Source organism: Methylobacter tundripaludum SV96 (assembly GCF_000190755.2).
Classification (GTDB): Bacteria; Pseudomonadota; Gammaproteobacteria; order Methylococcales; family Methylomonadaceae; genus Methylobacter_A; species Methylobacter_A tundripaludum.
On the sequence record NZ_JH109152.1, the window covers coordinates 976,491 to 996,404 of the forward strand.

Consider the following 19,914-nt stretch of genomic DNA (forward strand, 5'->3'; position numbering starts at 1 on the left):
GGTGTTAAGCCAATTCTTTAAGGGCAACGGTGAAAAATGAGAACCAATTGCCAAAGTGTTACTTACGGGTATGGGTAAACGCGCCATCCCAATCGATTTCGGGGGGCGATTCAAGGTAGTAGGCTATCCGTTCCAGATAAATCGGGTACAACTTATCCTGCGGATACCGCTCCGCTAATTGCTCGAAAATAGTTTGGGCGGTGGCCCATTGTTGTTGTCGATAGCCGTGCAGGCCCTGATTCAATAAGTCGAGAATCTGCAATTGTTCGTGGCTGATGCCCTCTGTTACGCCCAGCGGTTCATAAATGGTGATAGGCTTATGCTTGCCCTTGACGCGTACTTTGTCGAGTTCCCGGTAGGTGAACTCCGGAGCCGCCAGCAGGGTGCTTTCACTGACAATCATTCTTACGCCATATTGCTTGGTGAGTCCTTCCAAACGTGAACCCAAATTGACCGCGTCGCCCATCACCGTGTAAGCAATGCGAAATTGCGATCCCATATTGCCCACACTCATTTTTCCGGTATTAATGCCTATGCCTATGTCGATTTCCGGCCAGCCTTTGGCTTTAAAATCTTTTTGAATGGCCGTTAAAGCTTGCAAGATTGCCAAGCCCGCCCTGACGGCGTAGGCGGCATGTTGCGGGTTGTGCATCGGAGCGCCCCAAAACGCCATGATCGCATCGCCGATGTATTTGTCGATAGTGCCTTTGGATTCATGTATGACGCGGGTTACCGGCGTTAAAATGTCGTTGATCAGTTCGCACAGTTCCTGCGGTTCCATGCCTTCGGAAATGGTAGTAAAGCCCCGGACATCGGAAAATAATACGGTCATTTCCCGGCTTTCGCCCTTTAACGAAAATTCTTCATCCGATTGGCTCATTTGTTCTACCAATTCGGGCGGAATATATTGGCCGAACATGTTGCCCATTTGTTTTTTCTTTCGGCTTTCAAAGAAAAAACCGAAAAATAGTTGGATGCCGTACAGCAAGGCCAATAAGGTGATGGGGCTTGCCAGCACGGTATCGATGTTCCAAATCGCCCAGCAGTAAAAATTGAAAGCTATGCCGCCGATAAGTAACGCGCTGAAGATTATGGCGGATAAAAACACCGGTAAGCGGGGGAACATAAAGACAGCCAGCAGGCAGATCGACAGTAATTCAGCCAATTCAACGGCCAGAATATAGCTGGGCCTGGATTTAATCGATTGGTCGAGCAAGCCGCTGAGAATATTGGCATGCACCTCAACGCCTGCATAGACGTTTTGTACCGGTGTTACCCGTAAGTCGAGTAAGCCCGCCGCCGAGGTGCCGACAATAACAATCTTGTCTTTTAACTTCTCTACGTCGGTAACGCCGTTCAGCACATCGGTTGCCGAAACATAAGGAAAACTGCCTTGCCGGCCGCGATAAGGTACCAACAGGGTGCCGCTTTGATCGACAGGAATATGAAAGCCTTCAATTTCAAGACCTTCCAGGTGGCTGTCGATATTGCTTTTGCCATAGCCCTCACCGGTAATAAATTTAACTTCCGGCTTGCCCAGCAAGGTTTTGAATAACGCCAGCGACAATGCTTCATAAACCTGATGGTTGTAATTGATTAATAGCGGCAGTCTTCTATAAACGCCATCCTCGTCGACATTGGGATTGTTAAAAAAACCGCCGGACAGGGCCGCTGTTTGCAATTTCGGCAGGTTAGCGGCGTAGCTTTTTTCTTTGAACAGTAAAGGGCTGAAGGGGTGTTCATCGGTCGCTGCCACAGGAGGCGGCAACAGGCCCACTTCCGGCGTTTTTTCGGTTATATGGCTGGTGAAATAACCCAGGACGACAGGCCGGTTTTCCAGGCTTTTGGCAAACATGTCATCGTAAGACAATTGCGGGCGCATTGTTTCCAGCGTCGATAAAAAATCGGCATCCTTTTGCAATGGGCCGGATGCCAGTTTTTCCAACAATTCGACTCCTGCGCTGGTATCCGGCTCGGAAAAAACCACGTCGAAGCCCAACAACTTAACGTTGTAATAATCGAACAGTATGTCGACCAAATAGGCCAGTTTATCTCTGCGCCAGGGCCAACGGCCTTCTTTGGCCAGGCTTTCCTCGTTTATATCGATAATGACAATGCGCGGATCGACGGTGTTAACAACGGTCGTCCGCAAGCGCAAGTCGTATAAAATATTTTCCATGCGCTGCAGGGTTGGAATGTGCAGCCAATGCGCGGTGTGCGCCATGAATAACAGCGTGATTAGGGCGCATGCCAGAAAACGATAAGATTTAAGCCATTTATTACTGAATTTCATCAAAGAAACCTAGGGGGCGCGCCGCGCGCTTTTATTGATTTGGGGAGGGTTTTAGAAAAGGGTGCGCATGCGCACCTTACAAGACTATCTACTTAGGATATGGTCAGTAATAACTTCCCGATATGGATTAAGTGAAATTTTTCCGTTCGCCCTGAGCTTGTCGAAGGGTGAGCGGGAAAATTTCGGCCTACCGCGTCAAGCCGATCATGCTTCGACAAGCTCAGCACGATGATCGAAAATAGTGGTTTCGGGAAGTTATTTTCAACCAAATCCTTAGTCGATGTCGATTTGGACATCATCCAAAAATTTTTCAGCATATTTTTTATAGATTTTCTGTTTGATAAATGCATCATACAGATCAGGGTCAATGTGCTTGTCTTCTTTCAGCTTCTTTAAGATAAACAACGCTTCAGAAAGCTTTTTACCTTTTTTGTAGGGCCTGTCTTTTGCTGTCAATGCCTCGAATACATCCGCTATCGCCATTGCCCGTGCCGGGATGGACATTTCCTCGCGACTCAATCCCTTGGGATAGCCCTTGCCGTCCATACGCTCATGATGACCGCCTGCATACTCAACAACGTTTTGTAAGTGTTTGGGGAATTTAATGGCTTCCAGCATGGAAATGGTAACGTTGATATGGTTGTTGATGACGTTTCGTTCTTCCGAGGTTAACGTACCTCGGAATATGCTCAAATTGTAGACCTCTTCATCAGTTAACAAGGGGACATCGACATTGTTTAGCGACCAGGTCAGCTTTTGTAACGACTGAAGGCGGCTAATGTCTTCACCCGACATCGCTTCGCCGCCGGTATTACAAAGACGGATAAACGCTAAATCATCATCCAAGCGGGCAATATCGGCTTGGTAAGTGTGTTCCAGTGCCGATGATGAGGTCATGTTGTCTTGCAATTCAGCAAGCTGCTGTTTGAGAAACGCAATTTCACGATCGCGTTTTAGCACTTCAAAGCGTGTTTCCAGTAAATGAATGCGGTCGAAAATGGTTTCCAGCTTTGTCGCCTTGTCAATGACATACTCGGGCGTGATGATTTTGCCGCAGTCATGTAACCAGCTCGCGATAGTGAGTTCGTAACGATCCGCCTCGGTCAGTCTGAAATCCTGCAAATAACCATGGTCGGTATCATGCGCCGCCTCTGTCAGCATTAAGGTCAATTCCGGGACGCGGCGACAATGTCCGCCGGTATAAGGCGATTTTTCATCGACCGCAGTCGCTATTAATTTGACCAGCGACTCAAACATGTTTTCCAGGTCGGTAATGAGCTGTTGTTTTGTTAAGACGGTTGCCGCTTGTGAAGCCAAGGCTTCGGCAAAACGTTGTGACACTGAATCGAACGTGATGATTTCTTGGGTTTCAGGATCAGTAGCATTAATCAGTTGCAGGATGCCGATGATCTCACCTTGGTGATTGGTCAAGGGAATGGAAAGAAAAGATTTTGAGCGGTAATTATTTTTTTTGTCGAATGCCTTGGTTCCCGCAAAATCGAAATGGACCGCATCGTAGGCATCATCAATGTTGATGGTTTTATTGTTGTGATACGAATAGCAGACGACATTCTTAAGGTTGGGCTCCCCATTTTCTCCGTATAACGGAATATTCGGGATATTTATGGTATTTCCTTCGCCTCCCAGAGAAATACCCAGACTATCGGAACGGATGATTTCTATTTTAATGGTGTTACCATCAACCCGGTATAGTGTTCCTCCATCGGAGTTGGTAATGGATTTTGCTCCCAGCAGGATTTTTTCCAATAACTGCGCCGTATCTTTTTCGGATGAAAGTGCAATACCGATGTCAGTTAACTTTTCAACTTGACCAATGATTTTTTGTAAATCGGCGGAAAGTCCGTTACCTGTAGTGGCAATTTTTTCAAACGGGGTGATGATCTTTTGCGTAGTCATGTACTAAGTACTGCGGTTTTAGGGAGTGTTCATTCAACTATAGATCATGTGTGTTAACGACGCAAAAATAGATTGTCGTTTTTCAATTTAAGTTGGAAGGCTTTTTAAAGTGAATGGATTAACCATGACCGGTCTTTGACGTTGCGTCAAAAGGGTAAGGGTTTTTACGAAGCTTGCAGGAGTAATGACATAGACTTATCCAGTCGATTATTCAATATCAGTCATTAGTGTCTTAATATGAATGGCAACACTGGCCGCTAACGCCTTGAGATTATAGCCGCCTTCCAACGCCGAAATAACCCGGCCTTTGCAGCAGTGGTCGGCAACGCTCATTAGTTCTTGAGTAACCCATTTAAAATCATCTTCAACCAGCATGATGGACGCTAACGGATCATCTTTATGGGCATCGAAACCGGCTGAAACCAGCAATAGCTCAGGTTTGAAGATTTTCAGTGCGGGCAAAATAATGTGGGCGTATTTTTGTCTGAACTCAATGCCGGAGTCGCCCGCAGCCAGCGGCACATTGATAATGTTGCCGACACCCGTTTCTGCGGGATGTCCGGTGCCGGGATAATGCGGCATTTCATGACTGGACGCATAGAGCACATTGGGCTGATTGTAAAAAGCCGCCTGCGTGCCGTTACCGTGATGGACATCAAAGTCAACAATGGCGATACGTTCCAGTTGATACTGTTGACGCGCATAATTAGCCGCAATCGCTATATTGTTAAACAGGCAAAATCCCATTGCCAGTTGGGGTTCTGCGTGATGGCCCGGTGGGCGTACGGCGCAAAATGCATTGTCCGCTTTGCCGGTCAAGACTTTATCAACGGCATCGCAAACAGCGCCAACCGCGCGAAAAGCAGCTTGTTTTGATCCGGGCGACAGCACCGTATCATGATCCAGATAGTGTTCGCCTTGTTCGGGGATGGCTTCAAGAATGGCGTCAATATGGAACTGGGGATGAATCAGCCGGATTTGCCGCTCCGTACCGAGTGGCGGAGATTGCCGGATTAAACCTGAGAACTCCGGTGCTGATAATGCCTTTTCTATACTTCTGAGCCGGTCAGGGCATTCAGGGTGTCCAATGCCTGTTTCATGAAAAAGGAAATCAGGGTGACTGTAATAAAGTGTCCTCAAAAAAGCCTCGCTGTAGAGTCTTCCAGTAAAAAAATAGGCATTATCGTGGGGTGTTGCCGCTATTTAAGATGAGCCAACTCTAAATGCCTGGCTAATTCATTTTAACAGGTTCAGCCATATTCAGTTTGTATCCAAAGCCTTTTACAGTCAAAATCCATTGCGGGTTATTCGGGTCGTTTTCAATTTTTTTTCTTAATAGGTGCATGTACTGATAAAGATCCGATTTGGTTGCCCGGTTATTATCAGGCCAGAGATGGTTGATAATTTCGTCGGTCATAAATACGCGGTCAATATCCTTCGCCAGCAATTCGAAAAGTTCGAATTCTTTACGTGTTAAATTCAATAACTTCCCGTTAAAAAAGACAGATTTGGAGCGTTGGTCAATCTGAAAAGGTTCGACCGTAAAGCAGTCGGTGTCATCATTATTCGGCATGTTGTTATTAGCGGGATGATTATTGCCGGGGACCTTGTTTTGCTGATCAAGCATTAACAGCCTGCGATCATTAGCAGTCCGCCTCTCATGATTTCTTTTTTCCTGGATAAAAAGATGATGGTGCTTGAATTTGTTGTGCAGATAATCTTTCAGTTGATTGATATCAAGAGGGGCAGCTAAAGTTGTGTCAACCCAGCAAGCCGGGTCCTCTCCTGAATTGGCCGCGTTATTAACGTCACGTAAATAACATACCGGAATTTTATGGTTAATACTCATTTGACGAATCAAGTCGAAGTTATTTTTTTGGGCTCGATCTTGGGCCAAACCAATAGCAAGAATAATTATATTCGGCTGCATCTGAATCATTGTATTAATTGATTCCGTGTCGGCGGCTGTTTCAAAAATCTTATAGCGATGTGCCTGGCAATACCCTTTTAATAAGCCCGAATGATAGGGGTCATCACTAATCAGTCCAATCCGAAAATCTGTATTCATATGAGTCCTCGTAAATCCGTTAAAGTGAACAGACACAGGGTCTGAATGGACGGAAAATAAAAATAATTTATTTACAAACGATAAAATAAAATACAAGTCTTAAAAATTAAAAGTTACAATAAATTAGCATGTTACGATAAGCATTATCACAGAATTTACGTGATATACAAGGTTGATTATTCCAAGGTACTCGGTATTAGTAATACTACGTACCGAAGAATTAATTAATTTAGATAGAAAGTTATCTGATAATTAATTACAGTTTAAGTCAGTAGTATTGATTCCTGATAATTCGTTTAAAAATCGTGTTATTACAGGCTAATAATTTTTACTACTTGATAAGTATTACCACGTATTTTGTTTGTGTTGTTGCTTTGTTAGGGTGGATAATTGAAACCGGACAAAAATATTATTACTGGTTTTGTTTGAAGTAAAGTCATCAAAACTCTTTACAATCAACATACCTTAATGCCTTATTAAAGAATTTACGGTCAGCTGCTTATGAAAATTGCCATCATCGGAACAGGTCGTGTCGGTTCCACTCTTGCTTATGCCTTGGTAATAAAACAGGTTTGCGACCATCTGGTGATTGCCGGTCGTACCTATGAAAAAGCCAGAGGAGATGCTTTGGATTTGCAGCACACATTGGCTTTTTGCTCACGTCCCATGCGCATCGAAGGGTGTACTAACGAGCAGGTAAAGGATGCCGATATTGTCGTCGTTACGGCATCGGTTGCGGCTGATGAGGAGGTTTTGACCTCCCGTCTCCAGTTGGGCGAAAAAAACACATCATTGTTCAGGGAGCTGATTCCCGTATTGGCCGCCAATAATCCCAATGCCGTATTCGTCATCGTGACCAATCCGGTCGATGTAATGACTTATGCGGCCTGCAAATTATCCGGTTTTGCGGCCAATCGAGTGATGGGCGTCGGAACGCTGGTGGATTCCGCCCGATTTCGTGCCTTGCTATCGCAGGAAGAGCATATTCATCCTGACGATCTTCGCGCCTATATTCTGGGCGAGCACGGCTCCAACCAATTACCTATACTGAGTAGCGCGGAAGCGGGGGGCGAACCCCTCGGCGACACACCCATTCATCGACAGTTATTCGCCCAGGTTACCGAAGCCGGTTTTGAGGTTTACCGCCTCAAAGGTTATACCAATCACGCCATCGCCACAGCAACATGCATGGTTATTGAAGCTGTCGTTTTCGACGAATACCGCACCATGCCTCTTGCCACCTGGTTTGACGACTGGATGGGCATTCGGGATAACTGCTTTAGCATTCCGGTGGTGGTAGGGCGTAGCGGCATTATCCGCCATTTGCACCCTGAGCTGAACGACAGCGAACAGCAAACCCTGCGAACTGCGGCGACAGCTATCAAAAGCGCTATTATTTCATTGATACCCGATTTGGTGGACGACAGCCACATCGATCAATCACCATTCTAATGTCGTAAAGTTAATGGCGACCTCCCAACCGTCGCCTGATTTATCTGCGCGCACCACCCTGCCTTCACAGCGAACACGGATTATATTCCTGCCCATTTTTTGCATGAGAATGAAGCATCGCAGCATTAAATTAGGCTCAAGCGCATTATCCGTCGTAAAGCAAACTCCAGTAGTGCTCAGGTTGCGTGTTACGCCCGTACCTGAATCAAGTTCAACGGTGCAAAAGGTAGGATAGCGCCCGGCTAATCGATTTTCTTTGTTGTTATTCATATCTCGTTCCACTTGATGATTATGTTGGGTAGGGTGTCGGACTCATAATGCAAGGAAGCGATAAATTAGCCCTACTTGTCAATGTAATCGTGCCCGGAAGAAACCCAACCCAAAATTTCTGCGGATATTAGACTCTTTTTATTTACAAGACAATGGTATTGTTTTGGTGCTGTACACGTGTTTGTAGGATAGGGAATGCCGCTTATTTAATCAATAAGCGCTATTACTTATCAGGTGAAGCTATTATTCAATTTATCGCCGATATTGGGCTAAGCATCGAGTTGTTGAAGTGGGTCTTGAATGCTCAATGTCCGTCTCAGCGGGATAATTGCCTGAATAATGGCTTTATTTTCCCGTCGCCCTTGAGATAAATCGCTGACAAATGATTGATCGATCTTGAGCTTGTCTATAGAAAAAGTATCTAATCTCGCTGAGAGAAGAATATCCGGCACCCGGGCCGTCGATGGCAATTGATAACCCGGCTGCCATTCTCATTAGCTTCGTCGGCAGAGTACACGTAACCTTGGGAAAAGCCTTTTAGCTGAAGCGATGCTTTATCTGTCAGCGCTGTGTTGTATTTAAGGTTGCCGAAAAACTGCCGGTCGACGGCGTGAAAATCCGGATCGTTGAACAGGGCATCCAAAAGATGCCGTCGGCACCCGTTTGAAACGATCGACAAAACCGCCGTTCAGGGTGAATTCTTCAAACTGAATCCGTTTTTTCGCTTGAGCCAGACTCATCCTGTATTGTAAAGAGACTGAGACTTACTTATTTTATGCGAATTAGGTAAAATCAATCAGCTGAAGCTATCCTGGTATTTTGAAAAAGGTACCGGTAATACCATTCACCAACAGGATTTTTTACATCATCACAAGGGAAGCCTTCAATCATTCATTCGTCCCCCATTAACAAATGGGCACTCTTTTTGTTGTGTACCGTGTGCGTACCTATTTTTTGCATAAAACATGTCGATTACTGAAATAAGCTCCGAAACCAAGCGTCGTAGAACCTTTGCCATTATTTCCCATCCGGATGATAGCGTAAATATCAACGGGTAACATGTTATAACAAAATTTCTCTAAAATGCATTAAAAATGCGGAATCCCGGCATTATTTGATTTCTTCCTAATATCAAGCTATAACATATAATATCAAGTTGAGACGCGCTTTTTATGTACATAATTGAGTACATAAACTGCGTGTTTTTTGTTGTTTAGAAATTATGTACTCAAGGCTGATAAAATGGCGATTACTGACGCATGGCTAAAGGCGAATAGCGGCAAGGGCAGGGATGTCGTTGAGGAAAAAACAGACCGTGACGGCTTAAGCGCCCGAGTTTCAAAAAAAGGCAAGATCGTATTCCAGTTGCGCTTTCGGCATGACGGCAGGCAGTCTAGGTTAGATCTCGGGACTTATCCGTTGATTACGTTAAAACAGGCTAGGGAGGAAGCCCTAAAGCTCAAGGCTGAGCTTGAAAAAGGTCATGATCCACGCATCATCAAAAAGACTGATAAGCTCAAGAATATTGAAGTGTTAAGCTTGGAAGATGTTTTTGAGAAATGGTATGAGGCATACTGCATACACAATAAAAAGATTCATCGTCAGATAAAGCGATCGTTCGAGATATATGTTTTTCCTGAGTTTGGAGGCATCCCTCCGGACAGAATATCAACCGATAACTGGGTGACGCTGCTTGAAGGGGTTAAGAAAAGGTTCCCGGCCATAGCGGCTCGATTACTGATAAATGCCAAGCAAATGCTGTCGTGGGCTGTCCGCCGCAAGCTTGTTGCAAGTAATGAGATTTACCAGATTAGTGCAAAAGCTGATCTGAGTATTACCAAAAAGAAAAGTACGCGATCGCTTGATGCTGAAGAAATCCGCATGTTGCTTATGGCGCTGGATGGGTCGAGGATGTCGGCAAAGAATCGTTTGTTTGTGCGGCTATGTCTTATCTATGGATGTCGTAATACCGAGCTTAGAGTAGCTAAAAAGCAGTATTTGGATTTTTGCAAAATGACTTGGGAGACTCCACCTGAAGATCACAAAACCGGAAAATTATCAGGCAAGCCCCTGACCAGGCCAATTACCCCATACACTAAAAATCTGTTTGAAGAGTGCATCGCCCTATCCGGCTCCAGTGAATACTTGTTCACTAACGAAGGCAGCGATGCGGTCATGGGTGTTGGTGCGCCGCTTTCCTTGCCTTACAATGTCATGCAATGGCTAAGGAAGAATAACGGCTATGAAATGGCGCACTGGTCGATTAAGGCGCTGAGGAAAACAGCTAGAACAAATTTTTCAACCCTGACCCAGCCGCATATAGCCGAAATCATGCTGGGCCATAAGCTGCCTGGTGAATGGGAGGTTTATGACCAGCACCTCTATTTAGTTGAGCAGGCGGACTGCCTTATTAAGTGGGTAGAGCGACTAAATAGTATAGTTCAAGCTGATTCTTGATTCTGGTGTTATACACCTAAATCGGTGCATTTCAGTCATTAGCGCGATATAGCCCCCTAAAAGGTGTCTATATCGCGTTAGGCCCCGCCACCGAAGCAGCGGGGGTATTGCTGTAAGTTTAATGGCTGTTATCCGGTCGTCCGTACCATTCCGTGCCGGTTCTGGCTTCCAGTTCGTGGACGTTATCCAAAGCCAGTCGGTGCATAATTGTCATGGATGCAACGCTGCTGGTCAGTTTCCAAAGTTCGTCGCGGTGGATCAGGAATAGGCGGCTGTCTTTCTGGTCGATGTTTTTTACCAGGTCAACTAACTGCTGCCCTTTCAGGCCATAGCCCCAGCGCTTGATGGCTTCGCGAAGTTGGTTTTTGTTGTGTTCGTATTGCCGCAGGCTCATCGCCATTGCACGAGCATCAATCGCGGCCAGCACTTCGGGTGTGAATTCGTCGGTCGGCGTTGGCAAGGCTGCACGTCGCGCGGGTTTTGGCTGTTGTGGCGGTTCAAAGTAGTCGGACTCCAGTTTGTCGAAGACATCCCAGGCTTGGTCGGTATCGAGCATTTTGGCGTGACGTGCTGCGCCGCGTTCTGTCCATAGGATCAGGTTGCGGGTGCGTTTGTTGATTTGCGGACTGACTGACTTTAAGTCAGTCAGTCGCTTGCCTTCGAGCTTGAAGTAATGTGTGCCTTCTTCAAAACGGCCTTTATTGCGGATAAAGTTGGCTTGGATGTTGTTTAGTTCGGTGCCGTAGGCCTGTGCCATCAACTCAGTGGTGATGACGCGCTGGTTTTGATACTCGGTAACCGGGATGTCGATATTATCGACGTGGACGACGGACGGATTGCGTTTGTTATTATTCATGATTGCGACTCCTGAAAACAGGTTTAAAACCCATCTCCAAACGATGCCAATCATAGGGAGACGGACTGAACGAAGTTGGCATACCGGTGTCGCAACCGGCCGCCCTTGCGGGCGCTCCGCCCAGCCCGCCATAGACGTAGCTGTGCGCTGGGCACAAAAAAACCGCAAGGTTGCGGCTGTGCCGCGACATTTCAGGATGCCAATCCCGGCCGCCCAATGTGGGGCGACGGGAAAAGGATAGTCTTGTTTGATTGCGGTTGTCAACATTGTGTGTTCTCAAAGCCTAACCCGTCGCTCAACAGGAGCGCGGGCATAATACGGTTGTGTTTGTTAAAATTCAGGGCCGCGCCCTGTTAGCTATTGCGTTATAACCCGTCGCTCAACAGGAGCGCGGAATCAGTGCGGTTGTGTTTGTTCAGCTTTCAGGGCCGCGCCCTGTTAGCTCGACGCGTTAGGCACTTGCTTCTTGCGCTTTGCTGATTGCAGCATATTCTTTTCCGGGTGTTAATTCGCCCTTGCTAACACGCCTGTCAATCTGGTCACAGCTTCCGTATCCTTTGTTGTTCATTTCTAGCAGCCATGCGTTGTACATAGCCACTTTTATCCAGTTAGTCATATTTTATCTCCAAGCCTAACAGTTAGTGTTTGTATTTGTCGCATCCTGGGGCGTGATCGCTAATCGGGTATTTTCCGCCCTGTGTTTCTCTAAAATCTCGGCACCACGACATACATGTGCATGCAACGGGCTCTAACCCGTCATTCAACCAGACCCGCCGCCGCGAGTCGGTTTGTTGTTTAAAGTCCAGCTGGCGGGCTGGTTAATTCATGCGTTGCTAGACGTTTTGTGGTCATACCGTTTCTTGATTATCTTCCCACGCGGTAATAACTTCTATTGCCCACCTGTTTTGACTTCCCTTTCCTTTAAATTTTGGCTGTGGTAATGGGTTTTCTTCGCGGCTCATCCAGCGCCATAGCGTCATTTTCGATACTTTGAAGCGCAGCCTCAAATCGTTTGTTGTCCAGTATCCTGATGTTTTAATTGCTGTTCTGGATCTTGTTAGTTCAAATGGTTCATCAGCGGTTAGTATATTAGGTGATGGTTTCATATCTTCAAACCTTTGATGGCTGGGCAATCAATAATCTCGCTGCATCAGCTTTATCGCAGCAAAATTGGCAGCGCTTTGAGTTGTTGCCAGGAGTTATCTTACCCAGCTGTTCTATTGGTCGGTCATGGCCGCAAGACCGGCAATGAAAATATTTTTTCAGCGGTTGTTTTGTTGAGATTTTGGCGGTTGTCGAATTTAGGTTCATCACGCTGCCTGAGGTCTAAATGATTCGGCTCTGGCAAACCATCCGGTTTTAAAAACCGCTTGCCTTGGGTCGGTCTTGATAATTTCTTCATAAACGCTGATCCGGCAATTGACCAGGTCATTAATAAAATGTTTGCCAAGTTGCCTGACCGCTTCGGTCGCTGCGGTTAAGGTTTTTTGGCCGATAATGCCATCGGGTACGCCTACATTTATTCCCGCTTTGCCTAGCGCCGTTTGCAGGATTTTTATTGATCCACTACGGCCATGATTAACTGACATGTCGAGCATGATCGGTTGAATCAGTTCCGGCAGTAGGTCGATGCCGGGCCGGACGTAATACAAGGTGTAATAGATTTTCTCGGCAAGCTGTTGGGTTACGGATTTGATATTGTCAACGGTGACGCTGTCTGCATGCAGCTTGAAATACTCGGCGTAACTCTTGGCGGTGATGCCGTATTGTGTCGGGCCACCTTTGTCGTTGGGGTGGTTTACATAGCCGCCTTCTTTCGCGATTATGGCGGCGATTATTTCTTTGATAGTCATATTTTTTCTTCCAGATTGTTGATAGCTTGTTTAAGCCGCTTAATTGTTCCTTTGCCCTCATGATCCCTAAAAAAACTTTCCATCAATGGAAGGGCTAGCCGTGCGGCGGTCAGTAGTTCAGCGTTACGCCAACGCCGCGCTTCAATAATTTTCATCACATAAGTCGGCGGGTAAAACGCCGATTCCATTTCGCTTTCAGTCATAGTTATCCTGTTGCCCATATCGGTGATCACGGTCGCCACTTCTCCAAGCGTTTTATGCGATGCTATCTCGTCCACGTAGGCGTTCCCGCATCGACGTCCGTCTCTGGTTGCTAGTTGTGCGCCGATTTCCATGTAGGCTCCATCACTGAGCTTCTCGGCCCACTCCGGTAATGGATAATCGTTAAAATTATGTGTGGTCATGTTAATTTTTCCTTTATGAAATGCGGAGTTCTTTGTCGTCTTCGACGACGAATAAATTGACATCGCTGAGGCGGTATTGCCCACCCGGTCCGCCTTGCACTGTGTAGTCTATGCAAGCCGGTTCTATGGTTACGGCAAACGGCCAGCCCCATCGCTCAGGCTCGTTAATACACCATGCGTTTTGATGGAAGTATTTGCTGTTCTTTTTGATTTTTGCGTAAAGTTTTTGCAATGCCTACCTCATATTTTCTTTTCCAGATAATATCTCGCCTGTTGATACGGTACTTCGGGTCGCATTCTGCACTTCCATTTTCAATGCATTTTTATTTTGTTGTACTTCAATTGAATCCCAGTATCCGCGTATAAATTCATTCTCTTTTAGGGGGAATCTGTGCATAGGAAATCCGTATTTATAACCTGCCGATGCAGCTTTTTGCTTTGGCGTCTCTTCACCTCTTACTAGATTATCCCTATCAGCGCTGTCAAAGCCGCGTTGATACCAAATCCCACCTTTTCTTTTTGTAGGCATCTAAATCACCACTACTCTGGATAATGCTACATAGTTATGGATGCCCTTAAGCCATACGACCGGCGTACTCTTTGCCAGAAGCATGGCAGGCGCCGATGTCGGTGCTTGAGTTGCAACGCCTACGCCATTGGTAATCCTCACCACTGTGCCTGTCGGGTGTTTGGTATTCCATTGATCAACCGTATTTTGCAACGCGCTGAGTTGGCGCTGGCGTCCGCGTGATCGGATATGATCTACTTTTGTGGTGACCATAGCTTTATGCCGCTTCTTGGATGTAAAACGGCGGCTTAGTGCCTGGCCGTTGCAGTGCAACGATCTGGAAATCATGCAACTGCCATTCGTCATGCAGCGCTTCGCGAGCGGTTTTAATGTCGGCGATAACCTTTTTATGATCTAACACCAATAGTCGTATGCCATGCAGCTGTGCATCGGCCTCTCGGTATGCGGCAGATAATCGCGGTCGGCAGAGGTTGTATTTTTTATAGTCGGCATGATCGGCATTTTGTACATCGGTAATGAATTGCTTAAGCTTCCGGGTATGGCTGGCCAGGATAAATTTGATGGTTTCAGCTACGGTATAGTCGGATATTTTTATGCACATGACAGACCCCTTAGTGCAGTACGCGGACTTTGCGCCGAATGATGCTGCTTAGTTTTTGGTTGGCGCTGACTAAGGCGATTATCCTGGCGGTATTGGTCCCGAATTCATACGCCAGATCATCGCTACACCCATGCCGCAGCTGTTCAAGGGCAATGCGGATAGCTGTTATGGACTGCGGCATATTAAGTCCCAGTTTTTTGCAGTACACGTTAACCTGTTCGGCAAGATCCGCGCGTCGCCGCTGCTCGTCGGTTTGTTTTGCGCGGTAGGCGCTAATCCGGATTAGGTTTGATTGGTATTGTTCTAAAGGTGTTTGCATGGTCATAACCCTCGTTATTTGCCGGTATGGCAAAGGTATAAAATGCGTTGTGCAAAATACTCATCATATTTTTGGTCAAGGTCGAATTGCGCGGCGTCTCTGGCCATTACAGCGGCGCTGTAGTCCCACCATGCGTTTAAACTCTGCTTATCCATGGTTAATTGTCCGGCGTATGGGTTTTGACTTCGCCGCCGAACAGCTCAACCAGGCGAGGCAGGAAGTTGGCCAGTTCCAGCGACATGATCGAAAAATCGACATCGAACCGGTCGGCTTCGGATTCTGTTTCAGTATCAGCCGCTTGGCTCTGAATCAAGTCTAAAAACTTCAGGCGTTTGATAGCCAGATTGTCATCGATAATGAAAGAGAGTCGATCAGACCAGGTCAGGGCTACCTTAAAAACTTGTTTGCCGGTATCCAGGTGGTTTTTTATTTCCGGCAGGCTCAAGTCGTGGCGTTTGCAACGGATAATGCCGCCTTCCTCTTCGGGTGCGCGTAGCTCGCATTCGTCATCAATGGTGATTTCAGCATCTTCATGCGGGCCTTGATCATTAGCCAGCCAACCAGTCATAACGCTGACGGGGCTGTCGACGGTTATGCGATTGATTGGCGTAGCCGGTAACGAGCCCAGGCATTTACGCAAACTGCTGAGCAAGCCTTCGGCTTTACTGGTAGACGCTGAATCAACAATCAGCCAGCCGTTCTGGGGATCGATATAGGCGAAGGTTTTGGTTTGGAAGGTGAACGCCCTGGGTAACAACTCAAAGATTAGTTCGTCTTTGATGGCGTTTCTTTCTTTTTTGGATAACTTACGGCCCTGTTGTTCTTCAGTTTCAAGAATTTTTTCATTCGTCATATCATTGACGACGGCCGTAGGCAGCACTCGTTCTTCATTTTTGCCACACAGCATCATAAATCCGTTCGAGCTATGTACCAGTTGTTCTGATGATTTGCCCAGTGGGGGTGTCCAGCCAAAGGTCGATGCTTCTTGATTTCCGCAAGGCCTGAACGCCATTGGGATAAGTTTTTCTTGCAGGTCTTCTGGAGTAAGCATAAAGCGTTCGTCCAGCCGGAAGATGATTAGATTTTTAAACCACATAAATTAATGTCCTGGGTTAAGGCCGCATCCTTGCGGCTCTGTTGTTGGCGTTTCCGCGTTTTTGCCCAGCTTGAGACGAGTCGGGCTACTCGTTTGATGTTATGTGCAGTCCTGACGTTACTCAGGATATGATGATTGGGTCATCAGCCAGGTTGTTATCGACTAGCCTATTCATGTCGTCTTGCGCGTTTCTACTTTCAACGCCGCTGCACAGAAAAAAGAGCGGGCCACGCGCACTTTGCAACCCATACCGTGCTTATGTGCCATGCTTCCTTCCCCGAGTCTTTTATGCATCAAGTGCTCGGCTATCCCCACAATCAATCCGGTTGCGTACCCGTTACAGTTTTTAACGCTCGCGCTCTTTTCTGTGTCCTCTCTTTACTGCCCAGAGAGAGGATTCTGGTTGCACCCGGTAAACACACCGGTTTTAAAAAAAGCCCGCCGAAACGGGCAAGGTTATGGCTGTATAACTGCACCGGTCTTTTTTGGGAGCCGGTGGACTCCCGCCATTCTGTTGCAGTCCTAAAAAATGCCCGCTATGTAAGCCGGGCTGAAGGTAGGCTGCTTGGTAAATCGGTTTTCGAACCCTTATATTTTTTGCAGGGTTCTTAATGTTGTCGCTAAGTCGGTTTCGTTGACGTGCAGCCGGTTTGCCAGCGCGGCTTTGTTGTCGCTGTCCAGGTTGTTGCACCAGAGCAGCACGGACAAGCGGTCTCGGCCTGTTAGAGTCTTTTGGGTATCTTCGATGTAGGCCGCATTAAGTCCGCGCTCTTCAAATACGGCGATGATTTGCAGTGCCAGCCAATCAAGTGTTTTTTTGGCCATGGTTACGCTCCTGTTTTTTATTGTTTTTAATGTCGGGTTACGTTGTCGTTAACTCGACCTACGTGGCTATTTTGTCTCAGTGGTTAGCAATTTATTGCTAATATGGTTTCATGTCAAGCAATTTATTGCTTAACTAAAATTTTAGGCAATAAAAAACCCGCTCAGGGCGGGTTTTGTAATGGTGTTGTTGACTATGGATTAAATAGATCGATCTGACGGTTTGCTGAGCGGTGTTCTATCACTTCAAGTATCGAATACTCTGACTTCATTCCTTTCATGGTGAGCCATTGTAGGAGCTGAACCTTGGCTTTTAAGATGTCGTTTTTGGCAAAAACTTCTTCGCTTGCATTAACGCGAGCTAAAAAGTCTTCATCCAGTATTTCAGCATAAAATGTTTGAATACCGTCGGTAAAGCGCCATTTATTTCCATCTGCAAATGACGCATTGATGATTTGCAAGCTGACGATCGTCGTTTGGTCGTTTATTTTTTCATCGCCAGGATCGGGGGCGACAAAATAAATTGACTCCCTCTTATCTATCATTAAGAGCGGTTTTCCGGGTGCATCAGGATCAACGATTGCGAATGACTCAATACCATCACGCAGCAGGGGCTTGGTTATGATGTTTTCGAATGCTTGTCTTATTTTATGGTTTTGCAGAAGGGCAAGGGCGGTCTTTTCAATATCATAATGATCATCATCAATATAAACTCTAACGATTCCATTGTCAGCAACTTCTGTTTTAGTGATTTTCCTATTCCGAACCCAACGCAAAAAACCTATTAATGTGCCGCCAGTATAGTTAGCAAGGCCAATAATACCGGCTGCATTTAAAACAGCCGTTGTATTGCCATGATTAAATATGTCAATAGCGTCTAAGATTAGGCTTTTAGCGGTAGCAACCATTTCGACGCCAAAGCAACCTGTTTTAAATGATCCCTTTACGCTGACGCCTATTTTAAATTTATCGCCATATAGCGAGTTTCCAACCTCTTCCATAAGGCTTCCGATAGCCATTAGAGCGGGTGCAAGGTCATGCACATCCATCTCGTGGTTATCGAGAGCAGGTCCGTCATAGATTACTTGGAATTTAGCTGGCTTCATGTCAATCATTTTAACGCCTTATTTATCGTAATGCACGTTACGCTAAACCAGTTCGTAATCATGGAAGTCGGGAAAGCTGCTTATGGCCTACACTCACAGGCCTCAAAGTGTCGAGCATTGAAAAATTGTTCCCGATCTATGAATTTACAGTGCAGGTCACTGCGGTTTTTTATTGTTTTTATTAAAGTTTATTTTAATTACTCAGGTACGCCGGCTCGGCTGCAATCGTCTTTTTTAATCTTTTTCCATTGTATAAAGTTAGGCTCATCTTTTGCGTTAAGATAGCTTGACGTAATTACGGTAGCCTGTACGCAAATATCCATTGGTGTTCCACTGCGCTTGACTATTTCGTATCGTTCAAGGGAGTCGCTAATGGCTTTGTAATAGGTATCTTGCAAAGCATCCGCTTGGCTATATCCGGAAATTAAATACAAGCAAGAGGCAATCGCACCAATAATGTTGGCGTTAGATTGTAATGGGCTTTTTTTCTTTATTGTCATAATTGATCCTATTTTTGATTGAAGTGTTAGTTGGTGATGTTGATAAATTTTGCCCAGGATTCCTCACATAGTATTGTCACGGGGCTGCCTTGCTCTTGGTAAAGTAAGGCTTTTTCTATTTTTCTGCCGTGGCTGGTGGCTATCCAGTCGCGGCTGGCGAGTGCGCCGATGACTAGATAATCAAGCTTTTTAGTGACGGATTTGGCCGGTATGCCGCCCAGCTCGGTGATGATTTGTTCGCATTTATCACGGGTTCCGGTGATAAATGCGCCGGTTAAGCAAAATGTTGAGCCATTAACAATGAGTTCGTCAGGCTCTTGGTTGCCGAAGCTGGTGCTAAAGCCGCCCGCTGCACCGGTCTCTTGAAAAGTTCCACCTATAAGTTTAGATAAGGTTTGGTAGAAGTCTTCCCGCTCTTCCTGGGTGATGATGTTGTCGGCCAAGATGTCGTCAATACGTTGTTTAACAACGTTGAGCGGGAATGATCGAGTATAGGCCTCGTTGTCTTTTAGCCATAGATTGAGGAAGTGAATTTCGTTGTCATTGATAACCTGGTCTGCGGTAATGCCCATAATGAGGCCATACAGGGTATTGATAGCCTTGATCTCGTTGCTTGCGGCGTGGAAGCCGGGCGGTAGTTGGTTGTTATGGTAACGGTTCATTCTATTTGCTCGTCTTTGGTGCTGCTGATTGTTAGCCATGTCCCCATGGTTTCAGTCTGGGTCAGTGTGTATTTAATGCCGTTACGAATGGCGGTTCCACCAAGCTGTCCTCTTTTAGAACCAAAGCCGAGTGAGTTTATTACACTCCCTCTATCGGCCTTTGATAGCTTGGGATTCGTTGCAATCACAGCGGAAAGTATGCCTTCGAGCACGTTAGCTCCCGACTTCAGAGTTCCGTCTCCCGTTCCTATAAATATGATGTCAGTTACATCGCCGGAAATCTTATTTGCCGTAATTATCAGTGCGAGGTTATTGGATAGTGCTGCATTCGTTATTTGTTCTTCGCCGTTATCGCTATCATTAACCGTTAGGTTATTTGGATTGATGGTTAGGTTCATTTCCTTAGCGGCATTTTTATAAGCACTTATAAATTCGGTAGTGGTAAAGCCCATGCCGAGATTTTCTTTCTTAATCGGCTTAGCCGTCTCGGATTTTGGTTGGGTGGGGCTTCCATCGGTGGTTACGGTATTGTTATCTTTAATGATTCCGACAAGGGAACCTACTGCCGCAATTAATATGAAAACGACTAAACAGCCTGTCCATGCCTTAACTCCTGGATTTGCCGCGCCGCAATTCGGACAGGTTTTTGCACTTCTATCAACTTGGTGTTTGCAGGATTTGCATTCAACCAGACTACTCATATCTTTAT

The 19,914-nt window shown here is 46.1% G+C and carries 25 protein-coding genes; 2 read left to right on the top strand and 23 right to left on the bottom strand.

Annotated features, from left to right (window positions below):
* Positions 1–58: 58 nt before the first annotated feature.
* The 4 genes from METTU_RS04340 to METTU_RS04355 form a co-directional block, all read right to left on the bottom strand.
* Positions 59–2,293 carry a CHASE2 domain-containing protein gene (locus METTU_RS04340; protein WP_006890089.1) on the bottom strand — a complete coding sequence of 745 codons (2,235 nt, stop codon included), beginning with the start codon at positions 2,291–2,293 and terminating at the stop codon, positions 59–61.
* A gap of 273 nt (positions 2,294–2,566) precedes the next feature.
* Positions 2,567–4,210, bottom strand: a complete 1,644-nt coding sequence (locus METTU_RS04345; RefSeq protein ID WP_006890090.1) for an HD domain-containing phosphohydrolase — start codon at positions 4,208–4,210, stop codon at positions 2,567–2,569.
* A gap of 207 nt (positions 4,211–4,417) precedes the next feature.
* Entirely contained in the window at positions 4,418–5,350 is a 933-nt protein-coding gene (locus METTU_RS04350; protein ID WP_006890091.1) for a histone deacetylase family protein, read from the bottom strand.
* Positions 5,351–5,441: 91 nt separating this feature from the next.
* Positions 5,442–6,278, bottom strand: coding sequence for a winged helix-turn-helix transcriptional regulator (locus METTU_RS04355; protein WP_006890092.1), 837 nt, complete (start codon positions 6,276–6,278; stop codon positions 5,442–5,444).
* A gap of 501 nt (positions 6,279–6,779) precedes the next feature.
* Here METTU_RS04355 and METTU_RS04360 point away from each other — a divergent pair.
* The gene (locus METTU_RS04360; RefSeq protein WP_006890093.1) at positions 6,780–7,730 is read left to right on the top strand and encodes a malate dehydrogenase; all 951 of its coding nucleotides are present in this window, start codon (positions 6,780–6,782) and stop codon (positions 7,728–7,730) included.
* On the opposite strand, the gene METTU_RS04365 is transcribed toward METTU_RS04360, so the two are convergent.
* Positions 7,719–8,000: a PilZ domain-containing protein gene (locus METTU_RS04365; protein ID WP_006890094.1), complete on the bottom strand. Its 282-nt coding sequence runs from the start codon at positions 7,998–8,000 to the stop codon at positions 7,719–7,721. The two genes, METTU_RS04360 and METTU_RS04365, sit on opposite strands and share 12 nt — an antisense overlap.
* A 1,242-nt stretch (positions 8,001–9,242) precedes the next feature.
* On the opposite strand from METTU_RS04365, the gene METTU_RS04370 reads away from it, so the two are divergent.
* The gene (locus METTU_RS04370) at positions 9,243–10,457 is read left to right on the top strand and encodes a tyrosine-type recombinase/integrase (RefSeq protein ID WP_006890095.1); all 1,215 of its coding nucleotides are present in this window, start codon (positions 9,243–9,245) and stop codon (positions 10,455–10,457) included.
* A gap of 118 nt (positions 10,458–10,575) precedes the next feature.
* On the opposite strand, the gene METTU_RS21570 is transcribed toward METTU_RS04370, so the two are convergent.
* From METTU_RS21570 to METTU_RS04435, 18 genes are all read right to left on the bottom strand, one after another.
* Positions 10,576–11,313, bottom strand: coding sequence for an ORF6N domain-containing protein (locus METTU_RS21570; RefSeq protein WP_006890096.1), 738 nt, complete (start codon positions 11,311–11,313; stop codon positions 10,576–10,578).
* The gene (locus METTU_RS23030) at positions 11,306–11,593 is read right to left on the bottom strand and encodes a hypothetical protein (RefSeq protein WP_150107733.1); all 288 of its coding nucleotides are present in this window, start codon (positions 11,591–11,593) and stop codon (positions 11,306–11,308) included. Before METTU_RS23030 ends, METTU_RS21570 begins: the two co-directional genes overlap by 8 nt.
* 171 nt (positions 11,594–11,764) lie before the next feature.
* The gene (locus tag METTU_RS23550; protein WP_006890097.1) at positions 11,765–11,929 is read right to left on the bottom strand and encodes a hypothetical protein; all 165 of its coding nucleotides are present in this window, start codon (positions 11,927–11,929) and stop codon (positions 11,765–11,767) included.
* Between the two features lie 232 nt (positions 11,930–12,161).
* A complete protein-coding gene (locus tag METTU_RS22210; RefSeq protein WP_217182784.1) occupies positions 12,162–12,419 on the bottom strand; it encodes a hypothetical protein in 258 nt (85 codons plus the stop codon).
* Between the two features lie 204 nt (positions 12,420–12,623).
* Positions 12,624–13,166, bottom strand: a complete 543-nt coding sequence (locus METTU_RS04380) for a glycoside hydrolase family 108 protein (RefSeq protein ID WP_006890099.1) — start codon at positions 13,164–13,166, stop codon at positions 12,624–12,626.
* Positions 13,163–13,570: a hypothetical protein gene (locus METTU_RS04385; RefSeq protein ID WP_040579609.1), complete on the bottom strand. Its 408-nt coding sequence runs from the start codon at positions 13,568–13,570 to the stop codon at positions 13,163–13,165. Before METTU_RS04385 ends, METTU_RS04380 begins: the two co-directional genes overlap by 4 nt.
* A gap of 13 nt (positions 13,571–13,583) precedes the next feature.
* Positions 13,584–13,802 (bottom strand): hypothetical protein, encoded by a 219-nt coding sequence (locus METTU_RS04390; protein ID WP_006890100.1) that lies wholly within the window; start codon positions 13,800–13,802, stop codon positions 13,584–13,586.
* Positions 13,803–13,805: 3 nt separating this feature from the next.
* A complete protein-coding gene (locus tag METTU_RS04395) occupies positions 13,806–14,099 on the bottom strand; it encodes a hypothetical protein (RefSeq protein WP_006890101.1) in 294 nt (97 codons plus the stop codon).
* On the bottom strand, positions 14,100–14,351 hold the full coding sequence (locus METTU_RS23035; protein WP_006890102.1) for a hypothetical protein: 252 nt from the start codon (positions 14,349–14,351) through the stop codon (positions 14,100–14,102).
* A 4-nt stretch (positions 14,352–14,355) separates the two neighbouring features.
* Entirely contained in the window at positions 14,356–14,700 is a 345-nt protein-coding gene (locus METTU_RS04400) for a hypothetical protein (protein WP_006890103.1), read from the bottom strand.
* A gap of 10 nt (positions 14,701–14,710) precedes the next feature.
* Positions 14,711–15,019 carry a hypothetical protein gene (locus tag METTU_RS04405; RefSeq protein WP_006890104.1) on the bottom strand — a complete coding sequence of 103 codons (309 nt, stop codon included), beginning with the start codon at positions 15,017–15,019 and terminating at the stop codon, positions 14,711–14,713.
* A 14-nt stretch (positions 15,020–15,033) separates the two neighbouring features.
* Positions 15,034–15,174 (bottom strand): hypothetical protein, encoded by a 141-nt coding sequence (locus METTU_RS23555; protein ID WP_006890105.1) that lies wholly within the window; start codon positions 15,172–15,174, stop codon positions 15,034–15,036.
* A 2-nt stretch (positions 15,175–15,176) separates the two neighbouring features.
* Positions 15,177–16,115, bottom strand: coding sequence for a recombination-associated protein RdgC (rdgC, locus tag METTU_RS04410; RefSeq protein ID WP_006890106.1), 939 nt, complete (start codon positions 16,113–16,115; stop codon positions 15,177–15,179).
* 588 nt (positions 16,116–16,703) lie between these two features.
* On the bottom strand, positions 16,704–16,940 hold the full coding sequence (locus METTU_RS04415; RefSeq protein ID WP_006890108.1) for a hypothetical protein: 237 nt from the start codon (positions 16,938–16,940) through the stop codon (positions 16,704–16,706).
* Between the two features lie 191 nt (positions 16,941–17,131).
* Positions 17,132–18,052 (bottom strand): LAPAL motif-containing putative phage structural protein, encoded by a 921-nt coding sequence (locus tag METTU_RS04420; RefSeq protein ID WP_006890109.1) that lies wholly within the window; start codon positions 18,050–18,052, stop codon positions 17,132–17,134.
* 188 nt (positions 18,053–18,240) lie between these two features.
* The gene (locus METTU_RS04425; RefSeq protein ID WP_006890110.1) at positions 18,241–18,543 is read right to left on the bottom strand and encodes a hypothetical protein; all 303 of its coding nucleotides are present in this window, start codon (positions 18,541–18,543) and stop codon (positions 18,241–18,243) included.
* A 26-nt stretch (positions 18,544–18,569) separates the two neighbouring features.
* On the bottom strand, positions 18,570–19,205 hold the full coding sequence (locus METTU_RS04430; protein ID WP_006890111.1) for a BRCT domain-containing protein: 636 nt from the start codon (positions 19,203–19,205) through the stop codon (positions 18,570–18,572).
* Positions 19,202–19,906, bottom strand: a complete 705-nt coding sequence (locus METTU_RS04435; RefSeq protein ID WP_006890112.1) for a zinc ribbon domain-containing protein — start codon at positions 19,904–19,906, stop codon at positions 19,202–19,204. Before METTU_RS04435 ends, METTU_RS04430 begins: the two co-directional genes overlap by 4 nt.
* Positions 19,907–19,914: the final 8 nt, after the last annotated feature.